At 57.6% G+C, this 20,184-nt stretch carries 21 protein-coding genes; 10 read left to right on the top strand and 11 right to left on the bottom strand.

The features are described from left to right. Positions 1-125 precede the first annotated feature (125 nt). The 4 genes from AAC01S_RS05360 to proB form a co-directional block, all read right to left on the bottom strand. On the bottom strand, positions 126-1,598 hold the full coding sequence (locus AAC01S_RS05360) for a PAS domain S-box protein (RefSeq protein WP_067619983.1): 1,473 nt from the start codon (positions 1,596-1,598) through the stop codon (positions 126-128). A 145-nt stretch (positions 1,599-1,743) separates the two neighbouring features. Then, on the bottom strand, positions 1,744-1,869 hold the full coding sequence (locus tag AAC01S_RS20050) for a hypothetical protein (protein WP_281178110.1): 126 nt from the start codon (positions 1,867-1,869) through the stop codon (positions 1,744-1,746). 103 nt (positions 1,870-1,972) lie between these two features. Beyond that, on the bottom strand, positions 1,973-3,289 hold the full coding sequence (locus tag AAC01S_RS05355; RefSeq protein WP_245630091.1) for a glutamate-5-semialdehyde dehydrogenase: 1,317 nt from the start codon (positions 3,287-3,289) through the stop codon (positions 1,973-1,975). Then, a complete protein-coding gene (proB, locus tag AAC01S_RS05350) occupies positions 3,289-4,404 on the bottom strand; it encodes a glutamate 5-kinase (protein ID WP_067619980.1) in 1,116 nt (371 codons plus the stop codon). Before proB ends, AAC01S_RS05355 begins: the two co-directional genes overlap by 1 nt. A 266-nt stretch (positions 4,405-4,670) precedes the next feature. Between proB and AAC01S_RS05345 the strand changes: the two genes are divergently transcribed. The 7 genes from AAC01S_RS05345 (at position 4,671) to AAC01S_RS05315 (ending at position 11,162) form a co-directional block, all read left to right on the top strand. Continuing rightward, positions 4,671-5,519 carry an alkaline phosphatase family protein gene (locus AAC01S_RS05345; protein ID WP_067619977.1) on the top strand — a complete coding sequence of 283 codons (849 nt, stop codon included), beginning with the start codon at positions 4,671-4,673 and terminating at the stop codon, positions 5,517-5,519. 13 nt (positions 5,520-5,532) lie between these two features. Then, positions 5,533-6,603, top strand: coding sequence for an ABC transporter substrate-binding protein (locus AAC01S_RS05340; protein ID WP_067619974.1), 1,071 nt, complete (start codon positions 5,533-5,535; stop codon positions 6,601-6,603). 124 nt (positions 6,604-6,727) lie between these two features. Further along, positions 6,728-7,591, top strand: coding sequence for an ABC transporter permease (locus AAC01S_RS05335; protein ID WP_067619971.1), 864 nt, complete (start codon positions 6,728-6,730; stop codon positions 7,589-7,591). Further along, positions 7,584-8,351 (top strand): ABC transporter permease, encoded by a 768-nt coding sequence (locus tag AAC01S_RS05330; protein ID WP_067619968.1) that lies wholly within the window; start codon positions 7,584-7,586, stop codon positions 8,349-8,351. Before AAC01S_RS05335 ends, AAC01S_RS05330 begins: the two co-directional genes overlap by 8 nt. After that, a complete protein-coding gene (locus tag AAC01S_RS05325; RefSeq protein WP_067619965.1) occupies positions 8,352-9,407 on the top strand; it encodes an ABC transporter ATP-binding protein in 1,056 nt (351 codons plus the stop codon). A gap of 50 nt (positions 9,408-9,457) precedes the next feature. Next, positions 9,458-10,306 carry a histidinol-phosphatase HisJ gene (gene hisJ, locus AAC01S_RS05320; protein WP_067619960.1) on the top strand — a complete coding sequence of 283 codons (849 nt, stop codon included), beginning with the start codon at positions 9,458-9,460 and terminating at the stop codon, positions 10,304-10,306. A 70-nt stretch (positions 10,307-10,376) separates the two neighbouring features. Next, entirely contained in the window at positions 10,377-11,162 is a 786-nt protein-coding gene (locus tag AAC01S_RS05315) for a DeoR/GlpR family DNA-binding transcription regulator (protein ID WP_169794011.1), read from the top strand. Between the two features lie 25 nt (positions 11,163-11,187). On the opposite strand, the gene AAC01S_RS05310 is transcribed toward AAC01S_RS05315, so the two are convergent. The 4 genes from AAC01S_RS05310 to AAC01S_RS05295 form a co-directional block, all read right to left on the bottom strand. Further along, positions 11,188-12,063: an aldo/keto reductase gene (locus tag AAC01S_RS05310; RefSeq protein WP_067619954.1), complete on the bottom strand. Its 876-nt coding sequence runs from the start codon at positions 12,061-12,063 to the stop codon at positions 11,188-11,190. Positions 12,064-12,164: 101 nt separating this feature from the next. Continuing rightward, the gene (locus AAC01S_RS05305; RefSeq protein WP_067619951.1) at positions 12,165-13,463 is read right to left on the bottom strand and encodes a glycosyltransferase family 2 protein; all 1,299 of its coding nucleotides are present in this window, start codon (positions 13,461-13,463) and stop codon (positions 12,165-12,167) included. A gap of 56 nt (positions 13,464-13,519) precedes the next feature. After that, positions 13,520-13,732 (bottom strand): hypothetical protein, encoded by a 213-nt coding sequence (locus tag AAC01S_RS05300; protein ID WP_067619948.1) that lies wholly within the window; start codon positions 13,730-13,732, stop codon positions 13,520-13,522. 43 nt (positions 13,733-13,775) lie between these two features. Beyond that, positions 13,776-14,174 (bottom strand): hypothetical protein, encoded by a 399-nt coding sequence (locus AAC01S_RS05295; protein ID WP_157071054.1) that lies wholly within the window; start codon positions 14,172-14,174, stop codon positions 13,776-13,778. 256 nt (positions 14,175-14,430) lie between these two features. Here AAC01S_RS05295 and AAC01S_RS05290 point away from each other — a divergent pair, with 256 nt between their 5' ends. Continuing rightward, positions 14,431-15,555 (top strand): glycosyltransferase, encoded by a 1,125-nt coding sequence (locus AAC01S_RS05290; RefSeq protein WP_067619942.1) that lies wholly within the window; start codon positions 14,431-14,433, stop codon positions 15,553-15,555. On the opposite strand, the gene AAC01S_RS05285 is transcribed toward AAC01S_RS05290, so the two are convergent. The 3 genes from AAC01S_RS05285 to wecB are packed head-to-tail and all read right to left on the bottom strand — an operon-like array spanning position 15,533 to position 18,439. Further along, the gene (locus AAC01S_RS05285; RefSeq protein WP_067619939.1) at positions 15,533-16,369 is read right to left on the bottom strand and encodes a dTDP-4-dehydrorhamnose reductase family protein; all 837 of its coding nucleotides are present in this window, start codon (positions 16,367-16,369) and stop codon (positions 15,533-15,535) included. The two genes, AAC01S_RS05290 and AAC01S_RS05285, sit on opposite strands and share 23 nt — an antisense overlap. Next, positions 16,366-17,355 carry a polysaccharide biosynthesis protein gene (locus tag AAC01S_RS05280; protein ID WP_067619936.1) on the bottom strand — a complete coding sequence of 330 codons (990 nt, stop codon included), beginning with the start codon at positions 17,353-17,355 and terminating at the stop codon, positions 16,366-16,368. Before AAC01S_RS05280 ends, AAC01S_RS05285 begins: the two co-directional genes overlap by 4 nt. Continuing rightward, positions 17,348-18,439 carry a non-hydrolyzing UDP-N-acetylglucosamine 2-epimerase gene (gene wecB, locus AAC01S_RS05275; RefSeq protein WP_067620077.1) on the bottom strand — a complete coding sequence of 364 codons (1,092 nt, stop codon included), beginning with the start codon at positions 18,437-18,439 and terminating at the stop codon, positions 17,348-17,350. Before wecB ends, AAC01S_RS05280 begins: the two co-directional genes overlap by 8 nt. Before the next feature lie 254 nt (positions 18,440-18,693). Here wecB and AAC01S_RS05270 point away from each other — a divergent pair, with 254 nt between their 5' ends. Both AAC01S_RS05270 and AAC01S_RS05265 read left to right on the top strand, forming a co-directional pair. After that, positions 18,694-19,404, top strand: a complete 711-nt coding sequence (locus AAC01S_RS05270; protein ID WP_067619934.1) for a glycosyltransferase family 2 protein — start codon at positions 18,694-18,696, stop codon at positions 19,402-19,404. A 37-nt stretch (positions 19,405-19,441) separates the two neighbouring features. Continuing rightward, a complete protein-coding gene (locus tag AAC01S_RS05265; protein ID WP_067619931.1) occupies positions 19,442-20,146 on the top strand; it encodes a glycosyltransferase family 2 protein in 705 nt (234 codons plus the stop codon). Positions 20,147-20,184: the final 38 nt, after the last annotated feature.

Raw genomic sequence — 20,184 nt, 5'->3', positions numbered from 1 at the left:
AGGTGGTTCCACCCGAGGCGATTTTCGCGGACCATCGCGTGCCGACGATCCGCCGGCGATATCTGGCGTCGATCTCGGCGAATCTCTGGAAGCAGGCGGATTGCCCTCGCTAGATCGCTAGATCGCTAGATCGCTGGATCGGGCGGATCAAGTTGGTAAGCGAGCGGCAGTCTCACTTCGACCGTCGTTCCGGCGTGGAGCTCGCTTGTGATGGTCATGGTCCCGCGGTGTAAATCGAGAATTCTCCGACAGACGATGAGGCCGAGACCGGTTCCGTGCTCTTTCGTTGTGTAAAACGGCTCGCCGATGGCCGCCATACGGGCTTCGTCCATTCCAGTACCTTCATCTCGAATGCGAACGGCGACAACGCCGTCGGACAAGCGCGACGCAATGGTGACGGTGCCGCCGTTCGGCATCGCTTCGACGGCGTTGAGCAGCAGGTTGATCCATACCTGTTTGATTTGATTTGGATCGCCAAGGACGAACCCGTTCAAAAACGACGAACAGACGAACGAAACGCCCGCCTTGAGCGCCTGCGGGTTCAGCAATTCAAGCGCTTCCATCAGGGACGACTTGACGTCGAACGTGGTGCGCGTACTCTTTTGCGGCTTCGCCAGCAGCAACAGTTGGCTCACAACGTCGTTGATGCGCGTCAATTCATGCAGTATGACGTCCGCATATCGCTGACTGCTCTTTGGAAGCTCCTCCTTCAGGAGCTGCGAGAAACCTTTGATGGCGGTCATCGGATTGCGGATCTCGTGCGCGATGCCTGCGGCCAATTGGCCTGCCACGGTAAGTTTTTCAGTTTCAATCAACAATTTTTCAAGATGCTTTTTGTCTGTAATGTCTTGTACGGTACCCACCGCTCTGATGGGACGCCCGTCTTCGAAGACGATGTCGCCTTGAAACGCGAGATACCGAATGCTTCCATCTGGGCGCACAATCCGCATTTCGCCTTCGTGCATGCCTGGCCCATACTCCAGTATCCGTTGCTTGAAGTCCATTCCTTGCCATTCTTCCGGCTGGATGAGCGACCACGCCATTTCCGGAGTGAGCCGTGTGTCTTTGTCCACGCCGCAAATTTCGTACAGCGTGTCTGACCAAAAGATTTTGTCCTCGCGAATATCCCATTCCCAGTGGGCGAGCTTGGCCAGTTTCATGGCGCAGTGGAGTTGGTTCGTCAGCTTCCGCTGCTCAGTCACGTCGCGCCAGATGCAGGCAATCGTCACGACGTTGCCTGTGGCATCGCGATCCACGCTGCACGTGCTCTCAATCCAGATGTAATGCCCGTGTTTGTGGCGTACCCGCTTTGTCATGGTGGAAATATCCTCACCGTTTGCCAGGCGTTTGCGGATAGTGTGAACATACTCGATGTCATCGGGATGGTAGTATCCATCAACGATCATGCCTATCCACTCGTCTGGGCTGTAGCCCAACATACTGCACAGCGCCGGCGAGACGTATTGAACGCAGCCATCTCCTCCCAAGAAAATGAGCACATCTCTCGTTTGCTTGGTCAACAACTTGAAATAATGGATGGTGGTCGACTCGTCCAACCCTGAGGATTGGGGTCCTGTACAACTGTCGTGTTCAGCCAACGATGCTGCCCTCCTCTGTCCGATACTCTATTTATAACAGAGGGAGTTACGGCAGAGGGAGATCTGCAGCCCAATCACAAAAAGAAGCCCTGCGGCGAAACCGCTGCCGCAGAGGCTCCTTCCTAGAAACTATCGACGGAACGGATTAGTAGACTCCGCCCGCAGCACAGCTGCCGCCGATTGCGCCGTACGCCGGTACCAACAAGAAGAACAGGACAAAGATAATCAGAAACACAACGGCCCAACGGGTGTATCCACCAAATGTACCCATGCTATCGCCTCCAAGCGTAGGAATGGTACAGATTACGTGGAACATTTGCTCCGCTCAACCGACAGGCGCCGTGTCAGGACGGCAAGTTGCTGGGCGTGGGCGATCAGCCGCGAATCTGCCCGTGGCCGTGAACGATGTACTTGTAGCTCGTGATCTCGCGCAGCCCCATCGGCCCGCGCGCGTGGAGTTTCTGAGTCGAAATGCCAATCTCCGCTCCGAAACCGAATTCGAATCCATCCGTAAAACGCGAAGAGGCGTTGTGGTAAACCACAGCCGCGTCGACCTGCTGAAGAAACGCCTCTGCAGTCGCGTCATCCTCCGTCACGATGACTTCGGAGTGGAACGTTCCGTACGTGTCGATATGCTGCATGGCCTCCGACAACGAGTCCACCACTTTGACGGCCAGGATCAAATCCGAGTACTCCGTCGACCAATCGTCCTCCGTGGCAGCGCGCACGCCGCCATCCAAGCCGCCGGATCGGAGAATGTCCAACGTGCGAGCACAGGCGCGAATCTCGACCGACAGTTCCTGCAAATGCGGGACGATGTCAGGCAGCCACACGTCCGCGATATCTCGGTGGACCAACAAAGTCTCCGCCGCGTTGCAGACGGACGGCCGCTGCGTCTTCGCGTTCACGATAATGCGGGCCGCCTTGGCCAGATCAGCCGCACGATCCACATACACGTGACAATTGCCGACGCCGGTTTCGATCACGGGCACTTGCGCGCCCTCGACCACGCGCCGGATGAGCGCCGCGCCACCGCGGGGAATGACGAGATCGACCAGGCCGCGGGCGGTGATAATCACATCCACCGATTCGTGCGCGACCTCTTCAATCAGGACCACGGCGTCGCGTGGCAAGCCAGCGGCTGCCAGACCGTCGTGCAGGGCCGCGACCAAGGCGCGATTGGTTCGCAAGGCTTCCCGGCCGCCGCGCAGGACGGCGGTGTTGCCCGTTTTGACGGTGAGTCCGGCCGCATCGACGGTGACGTTGGGCCGCGATTCGTAAATCATGGCGATCACGCCCATGGGCACGCGGACCTTCCGAATGTCGAGGCCATTTGGCCGCTCCGTCGATTCGATCTCTTCGCCGATGGGATCCCTCAGCAAGACCAGTTCGTGCAACCCTATCATCATGTCCTGGATGCGCCGCTCGTCAAGGCGCAGGCGATCCAGCTTGGCATCCGTTTGACCGGCCTGGCGCGCCGCCTCGATGTCCGCCCGATTCGCGTCGAGAATGCCTGCGCGATGCGTCCACAAGGATTCGGCCATGCGCTGCAAGGCTTCGTTCTTCTGCGAAGTCGCGGCCAAGGCCATTTGGTTTTTGCAGCCGCGCGATCTACGCAAATCCCGCAGCACCGCCTCGCGAATGGCCGCATGCTGCCCAGCCGTTGGCGCCATCACGTGATCACTCGACATTATCTCGCCGCCTCCTCAACCAGAACCATATCGTTTCGATGCACGACCTCGTGCACGTTGTACAGAGTCTCTCCCGCTTTTCGGCGATTCACCAATTCCACCAGGTCTCGCGCCGAGTAGTTGGCGATGCCTTTGCCGACGATTTGACCGTCTCGGGTGATGAGCGTGACCACGCCACCTTCGTGGAAATCGCCAACGACGTCGACAATCCCTGGAAGCAGTAGACTGCTGGACGACTGAAGCAACGCCTGTGCCGCGCCTTCGTCGATGGTGATGGAGCCGTCCGGTTTGGGTGCGTGCATCAGCCACATTTTGCGCATGCCCATCCGTTCCGGACTCGGCCGAAACCAAGTGCCAACCCGCTCGTCGTTGGCAATCCGCACGAGCACGTCAGGCACTTCGCCATTGGCAATCACGACCTCCACCCCAGCCTGGACAGCGACCTTCGCCGCCTCGATCTTCGTCCGCATGCCGCCTGTGCCCACGGAACTCCCTGGGCCGCCCGCTAGGGCCTCAATCGATTCGGTAATCGCCGCCACTTCCGAGATCAAGGTCGCGTCCGGATTCATGCGCGGATTGGCGGTGTACAGCCCATCGATGTCTGTCAGCAGGACCAGCCGATCCGCCTCCGACACGAGCGCTGTCAACCCCGCCAGGGCGTCGTTGTCCCCGAACCGAATCTCGTCCACCGCGACCGTGTCGTTTTCGTTGATAATCGGCACAATGCCATGCCGCAGCAAGGCGCCGACTGTGTTGCGAATATGGATGAACCGTTTCCGATCCTCCACGTCCGATCTCGTCAGCAACAACTGCGCAACGCTGCGCCCGCGCCGGCCAAAGAGCCGTTCGTAGGTCTCCATCAGCACGGTCTGTCCGACAGCAGCCGCGGCCTGTTTCTCCGGCATCGAAATATGCGCCCGCTGCCATCCCAACTGGCCCAGACCGGCCGCGATGGCGCCTGACGAAACAAGGACAGCCTGCCAGCGGCCATCCTGCTGCATGTCGACGATTTGGCCCACGAGCCTATCCATCTTCTGTTCTGAAAGCCGCCCCATGGCGTCTGTCAAAGAACTGGATCCTACTTTGACCACCATTCGCCGCTGGTGTTTTGACACGCCGATTCAGCCTTTCTGTCTGCTCTAAGATTTCTTCATTGTACATCAATTCTGTGAAATGCTGATGCCTATTCGCGAAGCTCGTATCGAACAGACGTAAATTACAGCTTTCCTACGAACTTTTCACCCAACCTTAACAAGAATGCAACGAAAACCATAGAATTCACTGATAAATTTCAAATCAAACAACAATAAACAACACGTTGCAAGCATCGGGGGTTGTTTGGAGCATCTCGAAGCAAACCAGCCGGGAGGTGACAGTGGGAGTGAGCGATCGATTGGTTTTGGTCATCGTCGACGGCATGTCCAACCAAGTCGCGCATGAACGCCTTGGTTTCGTGGAGTCGTTGGTCGAACGTGGTCAGGCTCTGCGAGCTACCGTACAAAGCGTCTTGCCGTCGCTGTCGAGAGTGTGCTACGAAGCGATCTTCACGGGTACCGAACCCATCGTTAACGGAATCCTGTCGAATGAGATCGTCCGCAGGTCGACGCAAGAGAGTCTGTTTGATCGAATCCGGGCTGCCGGCAAGACAAGCGCAGTCTTCGGATACCACTGGATCAGCGAGCTGTACCAGCAGGCGCCGTTCGATCACGTTCGAGATCGCAATCTCCACGACGCCGACCACGGCATTACGCACGGCCGGTTCTATTTCGAAGACCACTATCCGGACACGCATCTGTATGTGGAAGCCGAGGACCTGCGCAGGCGCGTTCAGCCAGACCTGCTTGTCGTCCACTCGATGAACGTGGATGACGCGGGCCACAAGCACGGCGGACTTTCCCCCGAGTACGCGGGCGCCGTCATCCGGATTGACACCCTGCTCGCCATGATGGTGCCGCAGTGGCTGTCCGACGGGTATCAGGTGGCGATCACCGCGGATCACGGCATGGACAGCGTCGGTTACCACGGCGGCACGCTGGATGAGCACCGGATCGTACCGTTCTATCTGCTCTCCAGTCAGCTCAAGAAGCTCGGCGACAGCGAGTCGACATTCTCGCAAGTGGAATTGGCGGATTTGATTTGCCAACTGATGCAGATCGCGCCTGCTCCGAGTATGACGAGATTTTCGCCAGATCGCCTAAGGCAATGGTTTCACTCAACAACCCAAGCATAAGGAGGATACCCCAATGAAACGCGTGACGTGGACAGTCAGCGCATTGGCAATCAGCGCAGCGGCGCTTGCAATCGGCACAGCCGCACCCATCTACGCCGCGGCAAACCTGCCGACGAGCAACGTATCGGTTCAACTGGCGAAGAAAGACGGCGAAGTACACGGATTTGGCATGCCCGCCAACTGGGCGAACCTCGGCGACATGTGGGCCAGTTTCGAAAAGAAATACGGCATCAAGACGGTGTATCAGGCTGAAGGCAACATGAGCTCCGCACAGGAACTGCAGGCGTTCCAGAAAGAAAAATCGCACCCTGTAGGCGACGTCGGCGACATCGGCATTTCGTTCGGACCGACGGCGGTCCAGATGGGTGTCGTGGCTCCGTACAAAAACAAATATTGGAACCAAATCCCGGCCGACTTGAAAGACAAGAACGGTTACTGGGCCGCTGCCTACTACGGCGTGATCGCGTTTGAGGTCAACACGAAAAAGGTGAAGGACGTTCCCACCACGTGGAAGGACCTGTTGAAGCCGGAGTACAAAGGCTTGATTGGTGTCGCCGATCCACGCCAAGCGGGCGAAGGTTTTGACGCGGTGGTCGCCGCCGCGTACGCGAACGGCGGCAGCGCAAGCAACATCCAGCCCGGGCTCGACTTCTTCAAAAAATTGAAGCAGAACGGCAACTGGAATGGATCGAACGTTGGAACCTCAGAGATGCAGACGGGTCAGAACGCGATTCAAATCGTCTGGAACTACCTCGGCGAATCCGACCAGCAACAACTGAAGAACGACGACATCAAAGTGGTCGTCCCGTCGGACGGCACAGTGGCTGGCCCGTACGTTGAAGTCATCAACAAGTACGCGCCGCATCCATACGCAGCCCGACTGTTGAACGAGTACCTGTTCTCAGACGCTGGTCAAATCTCCTACGCCGAAGGCGGCGCATATCCGGTCCGGCTCAAGTACATCAAATTGCCAAAGAGCGTTCATTTGCCGCCTCTGCCGAAGAAAGTGGAATTTCTGACGGGCGACCTCACCAAGGCGCAAAACACCGTCAACAGCGAATGGCAAAGCGAGGTCCTCGGCTAAGCCCTGGACAACACGTTCTTCCACTACCCCGACAACCTCGCGTGTCGATAGGCATGCGAGGTTGTCCTTTCTCGCGCGAGCGCGAGACGCTCGATATTCACCAAGGAAAGGAGCACACACCTGGATGAAATCCAAGTCCATGCTCTCCTTGTCAATCTTCATACCCATTTTCGCGTTTGTCGCCTTGTTCGCCATATACCCGGCAATCGGTATGGTCATTGGCAGCTTCTCAAATGGTTCGCACGCCACCCTCGCCAACTACAAAAGCGCGTTGCAAGGGCAGTATTTGTCGGCGTTCGCCACGACCAGCCTCCTGTCGCTGGAAGGCGCCTTGATTGGCATTGTCGGCGGAGGTCTCGTCACATGGGCGTTGACGCGATCCCGCCTCACCTGGCTGCAAAGCACCCTCACCGCCGTCTCCAGCGTCATGGCCAATTTCGCCGGGCTGCCGCTTGCCGTGGCGTTCATGGCCACGCTTGGCACGTCTGGCTTCGTGACCATCGTGTTCGAGTTCTTGTTCGGCAAAAATTTGACCGATCTCGGCTTCAACCTCGCCTCCGCCACGGGGCTGATGATCGTCTACGCCACCTTTCTCGTGCCGCTCGCGGTGATTCTTCTGTTACCTGCCGTGCACTCCATCCGCAGCGAATGGGAAGAAGCGGTGTACACACTCGGCGGATCGATCTGGCGTTACATCCGAGCGGTCGTTCTGCCCATTCTCACGCCGAGCCTCGTTGGGACGTTCGCCTTGCTGTTCGCCAACGCGTTTTCATCCTACGTGACGGCCTACGCCATCGCGGGCGGCAGCATCAATCTCATCCCCATTCAAATCGGTTATTTGATCGACGGCAACGTGACGATGAACCTGGGCCTGGGCGACGCCTTGGCCATGTTGGAAATGGTCGTGCTTGGACTCGCCGTCGTCGTTTTTCTGGCCATGCAGCGCATCGCCGGGCCGAACAAACGAGGGGGTGAAGGACGTGCATAAATGGTTCGTCCGGATCATCCTGACGCTGTTTATCCTGCAAATGGCCTTGCCTGTCTTTGGGCTCGTCCTGTTCACCTTCGAAGGCGGCGGCAACTTCTCTGTGTCGCCGTATACGCAGCTGTTCACGGACAGCGCCTTCTGGAGCGCCTGCCTGCAGTCATTGGTGATTTCGGTGCTGAGTGTGGCGTTGGCCATCGTCCTGATCACGCCGGCGATCTGGTATGGCTACATGTACTATCCGCAGATTTTGCGGGTCATTGAAGGGTTTTCGTTTATTTCGTTCGTCATTCCGGCCGTCGTGCTCGGTCTGGCCTATGTCCAATTTTTCAGCGGTCCGCCGCTTGCGCTCGCCGGCACGCCCGCCTTGCTCCCCTTCGCGTTCACGTTGCTCGGCATGCCGTACTACGTGCAGGCGATTCTCAATCGGCTTCGCCTTATGGACGCCAAGACGTATCACGATGCCGCGCGAAGCCTGGGCAGCTCGGCTTGGCGATCACTGCTGCAAATCCAGGCTCCCCTCCTGCGCACAGGCATTGTCAATGGTTCGATTCTCGTGTTCAGCATGGGGGCTGGCGAGTTCACCATCACCGACCTGACGACTGGCGGAAGTTATACGACGCTGCCCGTCTATATCCAAGTCGCATTCGGCAACACCCCGTTGGAAGGCTCCGCGATGGCCGTCTTCTCCATCGTGATTTCCGCACTCCTTGTGTTTCTCGCCATGGGTGCGTTCGGACGCAAGCGAAGGGAGTATCAGTAGATGTTGTCAGTCACGAACCTTTCCAAACATTTTGGCACGCACACGGCCGTCTCCGATTTCTCGCTCGATGTCGGCGAATCCGAGTTTGTCACACTGCTTGGCCCAAGCGGCAGCGGCAAGACGACCGTGCTGCGAATGATTGCGGGCCTGTTGGAACCATCCGCCGGGCAGATTCACATCGCGAGTCAGGATGTCACGTCGCTGCCTCCGCAGCACCGCAATATCGGGCTCGTGTTTCAGTCGTACGCGCTGTTCCCGAACATGACAGCGTGGGACAATATCGCGTTTCCGCTGCGCATTCGCCGGTGGCGCGCGGAAGCTATCCGCAAGCGCGTCGACAGCTTGCTGGAACTCGTCGGACTCTCGCATCGCGCCCGGTTTCACCCGGACAGCCTGAGCGGGGGCGAACGCCAACGAACGGCCTTGGCCCGCGCGCTTGCCTTCCATCCACCGCTCTTGCTGCTTGACGAACCGCTGTCCGCCCTCGACGCGAAGGTCCGCCAAGGGCTGCGCTCCTTCCTCAAGGACGTCCAGCGGACGACAGGCGTGACGACGCTCATGGTGACGCATGACCAGGAAGAGGCGTTGGAGCTGAGCGATCGCGTCGTCGTCATGAACGCGGGCCGTATCGAGCAGGTTGGCACGCCTGCCGACATCTATTATCGGCCGGCCTCGACTTTTACAGCTCACTTCATCGGCCGCGTCAACGCGTTACAAGCGACCGTCCGGGCCGTTTCGTCCGACAGCGTCGTCGTCGACTGGAACGGCGTTCTGATGGAGTGGCCGCACCCTGTCAACCAAAGCTGGTCGGCGGGCGATACCGTGACGCTGTTCGCGCGGCCTGAGAGCGTGCAGGTCTCTCCCACGCAGAACCCTGGCCAAATCCCTGCGCGGGTTACACACCTGTCATTCTCTGGCGCACTGACAAACGTTCACCTGCGTGCCGGCGACACCGAGATCGTGGCGGATATTTTGTCGTCACAAGCAGGTTGGCTGACGAATGGCGCGGAAGTGTATGTAAACATGATTCCGCCAAAACGTGCGGAATCTCAATGAACTCGTCTCGAAGAGCACCTAGTCCCCAAGACCGAATGGAGTGTCGACGCATGCATGAAGAACTGAAGCCTGACGAGCACGGCGAAAGCGCCCTCAGTTGGGACGGCCACACACATACACAATTTTGCCCACACGGCGACGGTTCTCTGCTCGAATCGTACATTCTGCGAGCTTGCGAATTGGGATTGACCCGCTACAGCGTCACCGAACATCCGCCGCTGCCTGCCGGCTGGCTCGCGGATGCGGACCTCCAGTCCCAGCTCGCCATGCAGCCTTCCCGCCTGGAGGATTATTTCGCCGCCGTGCAGAGATGCAAGGACCAATATCGAGAGCGGATCAACATCCGCTGCGGATTGGAACTCGACTACCTGCCTGGCGCTGAATCGTTTACGTACGATCTCGTCAGCCAGTATCGGCACGTGATGGACGAGGCCGTCGTCTCCGTGCACTTCCTGCCTGGACAAGGCGGCATGCGTTGCGTCGACCACACCGCGCAGGACGTCGCCGAAGGGCTCCTCGCCCACTACGGATCGATGGGCTCGCTGCTTCACGCCTACTACGATCACGTCGAGCAAGCTATCCGCTTCGCGTCGACGCTGCCGATGCCGACGCGCGTCGGCCACATCAACCTGATTGAGAAATTCCGGCTCGATCTGCCGGAGATGGACGAAGGCGCGATGCGGGAGCGCCAGGAGCGGTTGCTGCCTTCGCTGGCCGCCACGGGCGTCGGCGTCGATGTCAATCTGGCCGGACTTCGCAAGCCCTCGTGCGGCAAGCCCTACGTCGAGCCATGGTTCGTCGAGGCGTGCAGGCGTCAAGGAACCCTCTGCGTGTTTGGCAGCGACGCACACGCGCCTGGAGATGTCGGCAAAGGTCTCGAGACGTTTCTCACTTGGTAATGTGGGCCTGGTCATATGGTAGGATGGTCACAATAGGCTTGCTCGGAATCGGACAGAAGGCGGGATGACATTGCTTGCTGCAGAGAGACAACGGTGGATCATGGATCTGTTGGCGCGCGAATCGTCCGTTCGCGTTGTGGAATTGGCCAAACATCTTCAGGTCTCGGGCGAGACGATCCGACGCGACTTGGAAGTCCTGGAGTCACAGGGCCTGCTGCGGCGTGTGTACGGCGGGGCCGTGACGGACGCGAAAGAAACAGCGCGGCTCTACCAGGACAGAGAGGTGCACCGCACCGCGGAAAAGCAGGCCATCGGCCGTCTCGCCGCAACGCTCGTGCAGGACGGTGACACCCTCTTCATCGACGTCGGCACGACTGCGCTCGCCTTCGCCAATTGTCTCGCTGGCAAAGAGCGCCTGACCGTCGTGACGCCCTCCTTGCTCGCGGCCAATCGCCTCAAGCAGTCGACGGATGCCCGCGTGATCTTGACCGGCGGCGATCTGCAAAGCGACGAACCCTATCTCACCGGGTATTTGGCGGAAGAGGCGTTGTCGCAGTTTCACGCCGATCGCGCCTTCATCGCGACGGGCGGCATCTCGTTCGACAGAGGGCTGACCGATTACAACGACTTTGAAGTGCGAGTCCGCAAACGGATGATGGCGTCGGCCAGTCAAGTGGTCGTGCTTGCCGACACCAGTAAGATTGGAGTCCGCGCGTTCTCCGTGATCGGCGAATTGACGGCAATGGACGTCCTGGTGACGGACGACGCCATTCACGACTCGGTCCGCAATCGACTTGTCGAAATGGGCATCGAAGTCATGATCGCGCCGACGCGCTCCGCCACCCGTTTATCCTGATTGGAATCGACGTTGGAGTCGAGCGTTACTTGGCGGAACCGATTTCGGTCAGCGTTTGGAAGTCCGCGTCGCTCAGCGAGATCCCAGCCGCCGTCATGTTTTCTTCCAGGTGGGCAACCGACGACGTCCCAGGAATCGGGAGCATCACGGGCGAACGCTTCAACAACCAAGCCAAGGCCAGTTGCGACGGCTTCGCGCCTAGGCGATTGGCCATCTCGTCAAGCGGGCCGCCTGGCTTCGCCAACTGCCCAGTCGCCAGTGGGAACCAGGGGATGAAGGCGATCTGATGCTGTTCGCAGTACTGCAAAACCGGCTCCGCGTCGCGCTTGGCCAAGTTGTACAGGTTTTGGACGGAGACGATCTTCGCAATCTTGTTCGCCGCCTCAATTTCCTCGACGCTGACCTCGCTCAAGCCAATGTGACGAATCTTGCCCTCATCCTGGAGCAGCTTCAGCTCGCCAATTTGCTCCTCCAGCGGCACTTTCGGGTCGATGCGATGCAACTGCAGCAGATCGATCCGCTCCAGTCCAAGGTGACGCAAGCTGAGATGGACCTGCTGACGGAGATACTCCGGCCGGCCGACAGGGCGCCAGTCGTCCGGGCCGGATCGGGTAAGGCCGGCCTTGGTCGCGATGACCAAATCTTTGGGATACGGATGAAGGGCTTTTTTGATTAGCATTTCCGAGACAAAAGGTCCGTACGAGTCGGCCGTGTCGATGAAGGTGACATCGAGTTCGACAGCTCGCCGCAGGACGCGCACGGCTTCGTCGGGATCGCGCGGGTCTCCCCAAACCCCTGGCCCGGTCAACTGCATCGCGCCGTAACCGAGACGATTGACGGTCAAATCCCCGCCGATGGTAAACGTGCCAGAAAGCTTGGCCGACATCTTTTCCACTGACATATGTATCCCTCCGAATCGCTTACAAATGGTTAGTGCTACGTATCTAGTTTAACGCATCCATAGTACAATGCCAAAATACGAAGCGGATTCGTCGAATACAGTCAAGTGTACATCGGAAATTCCGCGCGCAGAAAATGGTGCCACATGCCTTGGTTTCGTCTCGTGATGCTGCCTGCGTGCGCGAGCGTGTTGTAGACCGTGAAGTCGGCGTACTGGATACGGCCGTGGGCCATCAGGCGCGAGACAGCAAGGACGTCTTCGTACAAGCGGCCATCCGCAAACGACGACACAGGAAAACCGCCAATGGCTTTCAGCGACTGCGTGCGGTATATCCTCGGCCCAAGCGGCAACGGATAGCGGAGAAGCGCAGAGACATCGTCGATTGGATACCCTCTGTGAACGCCTGTGCCTCGATACTTCCCATGAAGACCCTCTCTCCATGTTCGCAAGTTGCCATACAAGAGATTCGCCTCTGCCGGCAGAGCCGCGAGACAGCTTTGAATGGTCGCAACGGCGTTTGGATCGATCCAATCGTCTGCGTCCAACTCTAGCACGAAGTCTGCCTGCATCTGCGGCAGTGCGGCATTGAGCCTACGGGCCTTGCCTTCGTTCCCGCCACCGCCAAAAAAGCCAGCCCCGTGTTGATTGGCCCACTCTTGCAAGATCGTTGGCGAAGCGTCGGTCGATCCGTCGTCCACCAGCCAAATTTCGCTTGCAGGCACGGATTGGCTGCCAAGTGAAGCGAGCGCCATGGGCAGATAGCGGGCCATATTGTAGTTTGCGAGAATGACCGCGATGGACGGCACGGATGCTCCCGACGCGGGCGCAGGGATTTGGCCCGCCAAGGAACGCAGATACTCCGCGCGGAATCTATCGTTCAGTTTGCGCGTCTGTTTCACGGCTGGCAGCGACAATGTGGTCACCTGATCCGCAGGGAACCGTTGCATGACCGCTACGATGGCCGCTTCCGGGTCCATCGCCAGAAGGGAGTCGAGATTCCCCCATCGTTCAGAGAGACTCTTGCTGTGAATGAGAAAGGGACGCGCGAATGACTCGCTCGCGACAGAATACGGGCTGGCGATCACGCGATACGTTTGGGCTAGGTCCAACCGCAGGGCTCCCAAATCACCTGAGAGATAATCGTGATCGTAGAGAAACAGGTGGACATCGTCGTCGCCATACTCGCGACCATTCAACGCTTCGCTCAGCGTGGATACCGTCGTCCGCGGCCAGCCAGCACGGCCGAGTGGTCCACTGGGATCGATATCGATGTACGGCTGTCTATCGCTTCGAAGCATCGTGATATCGACCATCGAGGAGCCGCACCTGTTCAACGATTCAAACGCTCGAGTGATTCCGAATCCCGTGGAATACGGGCAAAGCACAACGTGAATCCGCATGGCGTTCCTCCCAAAGGTCGGGCGGCGAAGCACAGCGCTGCGCCGCCCGGCAGAGTTTAGCTCATCACTTGCACAAAATCGATGGCATTGATATTGATGAAGGTCACTTGACCAGACGGGGTGTAGTAACTGCCCGAAGGGATAACCGTCAGAATCATTCCTCGCGCAGAGGCGATCACCCCTGAAAGAAGCATATTGTCATAGGCGATTTCGACCGTTCTTCCGACGAGACGGTTCAGTTCACCGACAAATGTGTTTGCAAAGGCCATGCTTGACCGCTCCTTTCTCAAATGAACTATTCACGCAACGCGTTTACGCGGCTGTCGAAACGGACTCGATATTGTTAAACGGAATCAGGACCGTTTGGCCAGCGGCGTTGACGAGAACAGCGTAGTCGCGTTGGACGGCAATCAACGTTCCAGTAACCGAGTCAAACGGCGTGACAATGGTCACCGTTCGGTTCAACAGCCCAAGGAGAACTCCCCGGATGGTGCTCGGCGTGCTGGACGGAAACAATAACGATTCAACCGTCGATACGATGTTGCCGACCACGCCGTCGGAACTCAATTGCGCAGTCGCGGTCGTCAGCGACGAGTTGGTTGCGCTGGTTGTGTTGGTGGTGTTGACATTGGCGAGAGCGCTCTGGATTGCTTCAACGAGCACTTGCGCTCTCTCAGCAGGTGTACTCCCAGGTAACCCAAGACGAGCCATCAGGAATCATTCCTTTCTTCGTATTTGTCACCACGATATGAACTTGTACATCGGATTCGTTCGGACAAACAACCACCTGTGGACATAAATAGGTTTTTATCGCGAGGGACAAACGCCGCCAAAACTTCCATCTTTCTTCATTCTTTCTTCATCAAATGCGTGATTGCCCTAAGCATCTGAGCTTCGAGTGAATAGCGTAGAGAAGTGAGACAAAACCCATTTGCTCGATTGGGTAACGATATGAGGGGTGATATGGATGGATGTTTCCATTTTGATGCTCTTGGATCAACTGAATTTCGGCGGAACGGAAACGTACGTCCTGTCAGTAGCCAAAGAACTCGTCAAACGGGGAATACACGTCGTGATTGCTTCTGGAAACGGTCCGTTTATGGAACGAATCCAACAATCCGGCGTCACGGTGTACGAACTTCCGTCACTCGCGGCGAACTGGATCCATCCAGACGCACGTCGGACCATCTCGCGGGAACTCGCCGATATTTGCAGAAGAGAACGCATTTCGTTGCTTCATGGACATCAGACAACGTCGGCCAGTATCGCGGCGGATGTCGGCAGAGAACTGAATATCCCACTCGTTTTTTCCGTCCATGGAACGTACTACGACCCACAGGCCTTGCGACACGTGTTGGGACAATCCGCAGCAATCATATCCGTGAGCGCGCCTGTGCACGCGTATGTCCAGAAGCTGGGGTTTGCCGCCACCCTGATCCCCAATGGCATTGACGTCGACGAGTTCCGGCCAATGGACGGCCATTCGATTCGAGAAAAATTGGACATCCCCGACGATGCCTTCGTCGTGCTCAACGCCGGCCGACTCGCCTGGGAGAAAGGCTCGATTGCCAAGACGACGATTCAGGCCGCGCTGGGGATGGATATCGAGCGGACTGCCCCGCAGGTGCACGCCGTGATCGCAGGCGACGGAAACGCATTCGTGTGGCTGAACCAATACGCAAACAAGATCAACGCCTGGCGAGGCCACAAGTTCATCCACATGGTTGGCAACGTGCAGGAACTTGCGCGATATTACGCCGCGGCGGACTGCGTCATTGGAACCGGACGCGTGGCGCTCGAAGCCATGTCGTGCGGAAAACCGGTGATTGCGGCTGGAACCCACGGCTATTTCGGGTTGGTTCAACCAAGCAACTTCGCGCAGGCATGGTCCGTCTATTTCGGCGATCACGCCGCCAGTCAATCCCTGAGCCGGGCAGTGCTCACGCGCGGGGTGCGGGACCTCGTCCAAGATCGAACCAGCCTCCCCACCATCGGCAGCATGTGCCGAGAGTGGGTGACGAGCCAGTTCTCCATCCAGCATGTGTGCGACCAACTTCTGAATCTTTATGTCAACGCAGTACCTGCGACATAAACCATCTCAACTCATCCAACATGATCGCATACGGACTCACCTGAAACGTGAAATCCGGCCGGGTGTTCACGAGCGTTTTGTCGGAGCGAGGCTCATCGACGGGGATGACCTCGATGTCGCCTCGGCCAAACGCCTCCTTCAGCAAAACCAGAAGCTCGTACTTCGAGACCGGCTGCGGCGCAGCCAAATGAACCAGTCCAGTGATTGGCCGATGCATCAACCACTGAACTGCCTTTGCCAGTTCCAGCGTGGTCACGCCATTCCAAAACACGTTTCGGTAGCCTGACACTTCACCCGTTTGTCCCATGAACCAATGGAACAGACCGATGCCGTCGGCCTTTCGTTCGGGGCCGATGATCGAGGTCCGGATGGTCACGTTCCGCGCATCCACAACCTCACCCAGTGTTTTCGTCCTCGCATAGGCAGTCGCCCCATCAGGCTGGTCGGTCTCGCGGTATCCCCCTCTGAGCCCGGAAAACACACAGTCCGTGCTCAAGTGAATCAACCGATAGCCAAATTGATTGGAGAAATCTTTCAAAAGATGCGGGAAGAGCGCATTCACGTAGATGGCTTGTGTCAGATCGCGTTCCGCGAATTGGTTCAGGACGCCGACGCAGTTGATGACCACGTCGGGCTGAATATCGTCTATCATCCCGAGGACCCCATCCTGGTCCCGGGCATCCAACTCCACGATGTTCGGGTCGAGTCCCTGCTTGCGGGCAGTGCCCCACACCTCGTAGTTTCCATCGCGCTGAAAGTATTGGAAGAGCACGTGTCCCGCCATGCCGCCGGCTCCAAAGATCAAGAGTTTCAAGTTAGAAATCCCCCCTCTTTCAGCAAGGCCTCGATGCCCTGTTCGGTCATCAGGTTGGCACTGGATTCATAGATGGGATATTCAAAAGCTGGATAGGATCGATAGGCTTCTTGCAACTGTTGAGAAGCGCCGGGCGGAAGAATCACGTAGTATTGTTCGCTGAATTGAACCGTCGTTGGCGCCTCATGACGCGAAACCAACACTTCGTGCAGCTTCTCCCCAGGCCGGATGCCCGTTTCCACGATCTCGGCCGCTTGCGACGCATAGTGCTTGGTTAAAACGGCGGCGAGATCGACAATCTTGCACGATGCCATTTTCATCACGAAGATCTCGCCGCCAAGCGCGACGGTTGCAGCGTGAATGAGGAGATCGATGGCGTTGCGCAGCGTCAGAAAGAAACGAGTCATCTCCCGCGACGTGATGGTGATTGGCTGTCCAGCTTTTAGCTGCGAGATGAACAGCGGCACGACGCTGCCGTTGCTGCCGAGGACGTTGCCCCCGCGCACGCAGGCGAAACGCGTGGTCTCACTCAGCTTGTTCGCTTGCAGAATGAGTTTCTCGCCGAGCGCTTTCGACATCCCGTAAAAGTTCACGGGCTCCACGGCCTTATCGGTCGATACGTCGATCACTTTCTGGACACCGTGTTCGATACTGGAGCGGATGATGTTCTGCGTCCCAATCACGTTCGTCTTCAACGCTTCCATCGGTTGATCCTCACAGATAGGCACGTGCTTGAGCGCGGCCAGATGAAAGACGTAATCGACGTCTTTGCACGCCTCGTCGACGGCTTCCGCGTCCCGAACGTCGCCAATCAGAAAGCGGAGAGGCTTGGCGTGTTGAAACTTTCTTTGCATTTGTACTTGAGCAAACTCATTTCGCGACAAAATCCGGATTTCGCGTGGTTCGTGGGCCAACAAGGCCGTGGTCAACTGTTGTCCCCACGAACCGGTTCCCCCTGTGATGAGAATGACTTTGTCTTTAAACATATGTGAGTCCTCCTAATAAAAACTGGACAACTTTGGTCGACACCGTTTCGTCCATATAACCTTCAGGACATTTCCAGTCCCGGTTGGATTTCACCATCAATCGGACGCAATCCAGGATTCGTTCCGGATGGACGCCAGACAACACATTACTGCCGCAGATCACGGTTTCCGGACGCTCGGTGCTCTGACGAACCGTGACGGCGGGAACGCCGAAGATGCAGCTCTCTTCCTGCACGGTGCCGCTGTCGGTCAAGACGCACAGCGCGTGACGCTGCAACTTGGCGAAGTCGAAAAAGCCAAACGGATCGTGGAGCTTCAACTGCGGATGATGCAAATGGACGCCAAGTTTCTGCAAGCGGTCTTTCGTTCGGGGATGGACGCTTACGACGACGGGCAGTTGGAACGCGTCCGCCACACGCTCGAGTCCCTCGAAGATGGCTGAGAGCCGATCCGGTGAATCGACGTTTTCAGCTCGATGGATGGTGGCGAGAAAATACGCTTGTTCGATCAGCGACAGCCGCTTGAGGATGTCGCTCTCTTCGATTCGCGGTCCAAAGTGCTTGAGAACCTCGTAAATCGGATTGCCCGACATCCAAACCCGCTGCGGGTGCATCCCTTCCCTGAGCAGATTTTCCCTGCTGCCCGGTGTGTATGGCAGATTGTAAGACGACACGGCGTCGATGATCTTTCGATTGATTTCCTCCGGAACCATCGAGTCGTAGCAGCGGTTTCCGGCCTCCATGTGATAGACAGGAATGCCCAACCGCTCTGCAAGAATGGCATTCAAGGCGCTGTTGGTGTCCCCGAGGACGAGAATCTTCTCCGGACGTACGTCGCGCAAAACGGCCTCCACCCGCGCAAACATCTCGCCGATTTGAGACCCGAATGTGCTGCTTTGCAGCGAGAAATGATAGTCCGGCTGGCGAATCTTCATTTCTCGGAAGAACACTTCGCTGAGCGCCGGATCGTAGTTTTGACCGGTATGCACAATCACGTGCTCTGACGCGTCTTGATCTAGTTTTTCAATGATTCGGCTTAGCCGGATGATCTCGGGGCGCGTGCCCAGAATCGTCAAAACCTTCATGCTCCCCACCCTTACATTCCCTTGTTGTCCGCTTCCCTCCACTCATATGCGGCGCTCCCCTAGATGAACGGGCGATGCGACCGCGTTTCAAATTTGTGGACAAACGGACTGGTCAACTGGCCCGGATGGCATGACGTCTGCAACGACAGTTGTCCATGTCCCGACTCTCGGGATCGGCATAGGTTGTCATGGTTGAATTGCGTAACAGGTATGAAGCAAAAGGCGTTCGTGACGCATGTCTTGGGGGTGAGTGTTTGTTTGAACGTGTGCCCAATCTGGTGAGCATCGTCGTCCCGGTGTACAACAACGCGGTGTATCTGCCGGCGTGCCTGGACAGTCTCGTCAATCAGACCTATCGGAATATCGAAATCGTGATTGTCGATGACCATTCGACCGACGATTGCGCAGAGGTCGTGAGCCGGTGGCAATCCGAGGTCGCGCATCGGCTGCCGCCGGAGCGCATCATCTTTGTGTCGCTTCCAGTCAACGTGAAACAGCCTGGAAGCGCGACCGTGGGCCTGTTCCTCGCCCAGGGCGAGTTCATCGCGTGTCAGGCGGCGGATGACTTGTCGCACCCAGAACGGATCCAAAGACAAGTCGAATATTTGCGAAAACATTCGGATGTCGAGATGGTGGGGACCAATTACGCGACCTTTGAGGACGGGGATCTGGAACACGCGTCCTTGGACTATTCGGTCTGGATCAAGTACGGCAGAGAACAGATTCGTCAGAGCTACGGGCTTGGCGAGCATTGTGTCTGTGACGGAACCATTCTGATGAGGGGAGCGGCGTTTGATCGGATGGGAGGATGGACTCGCCGGATGACCAGTGCGTCGGATTTCGAATTTGTCGGGCGCTACGTGTCTGGCGGCGTGGTTACGGAAAACTTGCCCGACGTGCTGTACTACTATCGGTTGCATCCCGGTCAAACCACGCAGCGCCTGGCGAGAGGAGAATCATGGTAAACCGAAGCCATCGCCTTCACGACAAGGGGGGACATGCATGTCATTTGATCGCGCACCAGAACTCGTAAGCGTTGTGATTCCTGGCTGCAACCAGGCCCAGTACGCAGACGATTGCTTTGGCAGCCTGCTCAGGCAAACGTATCGAAACATCGAGATCGTCGTGGTCGACGATGCCTCAACGGACGGCCTGGAACATCGAGTGTCGGGTTTCCAGGAGGCGGCCGCCGCCGCCGGGATCGCCGTCGTGTCCGTGCGATTGCCGCGAAGAATTGGGTACGCCGGCGCCTTGACCATCGGGATGTTCCTGACGCGCGGCGAATATATCGCGTTGCAGGACTTGGATGATATCTCCGACCCCAAACGCTTCGAGATGCAGGTCGATTATCTGAAGAGCCATCCCGACATCGATCTCGTGGGTACAAACGTCGAATGGTTTCACGACAACGACTTTCAGCGGCGGACAGTCTGCTATTGGATTGAATACGGGAACGACATCAAAGAGAGTCTTGCGCTTGGACGGCCGTCGTTGTGCACCTCCAGTATCTTGTTCAGGGGCGTCGTCTTCGACAACTTGGGCGGATTGACACGGACGCCCTATGGATCTGAGGATGTGAATCTGATCCGCAAATACGTCATCAACGGCATCGCCATCGACAATTTGCGGGAGGTTCTCTATTACGCGAGACAACACGGGCATCAGCGATCCCGTCTGATACAGAGCAAGACCCACCGGCCTCTTTGAACGATACAAATTGGACACCGCGACAAAAGGAGGGGATT

This window comes from Alicyclobacillus acidiphilus NBRC 100859 (assembly GCF_001544355.1).
Taxonomy (GTDB): domain Bacteria; phylum Bacillota; class Bacilli; order Alicyclobacillales; family Alicyclobacillaceae; genus Alicyclobacillus; species Alicyclobacillus acidiphilus.
Note: the sequence above shows the minus strand (reverse complement) of the source record. Positions and strands in the feature narration are given on the sequence as shown.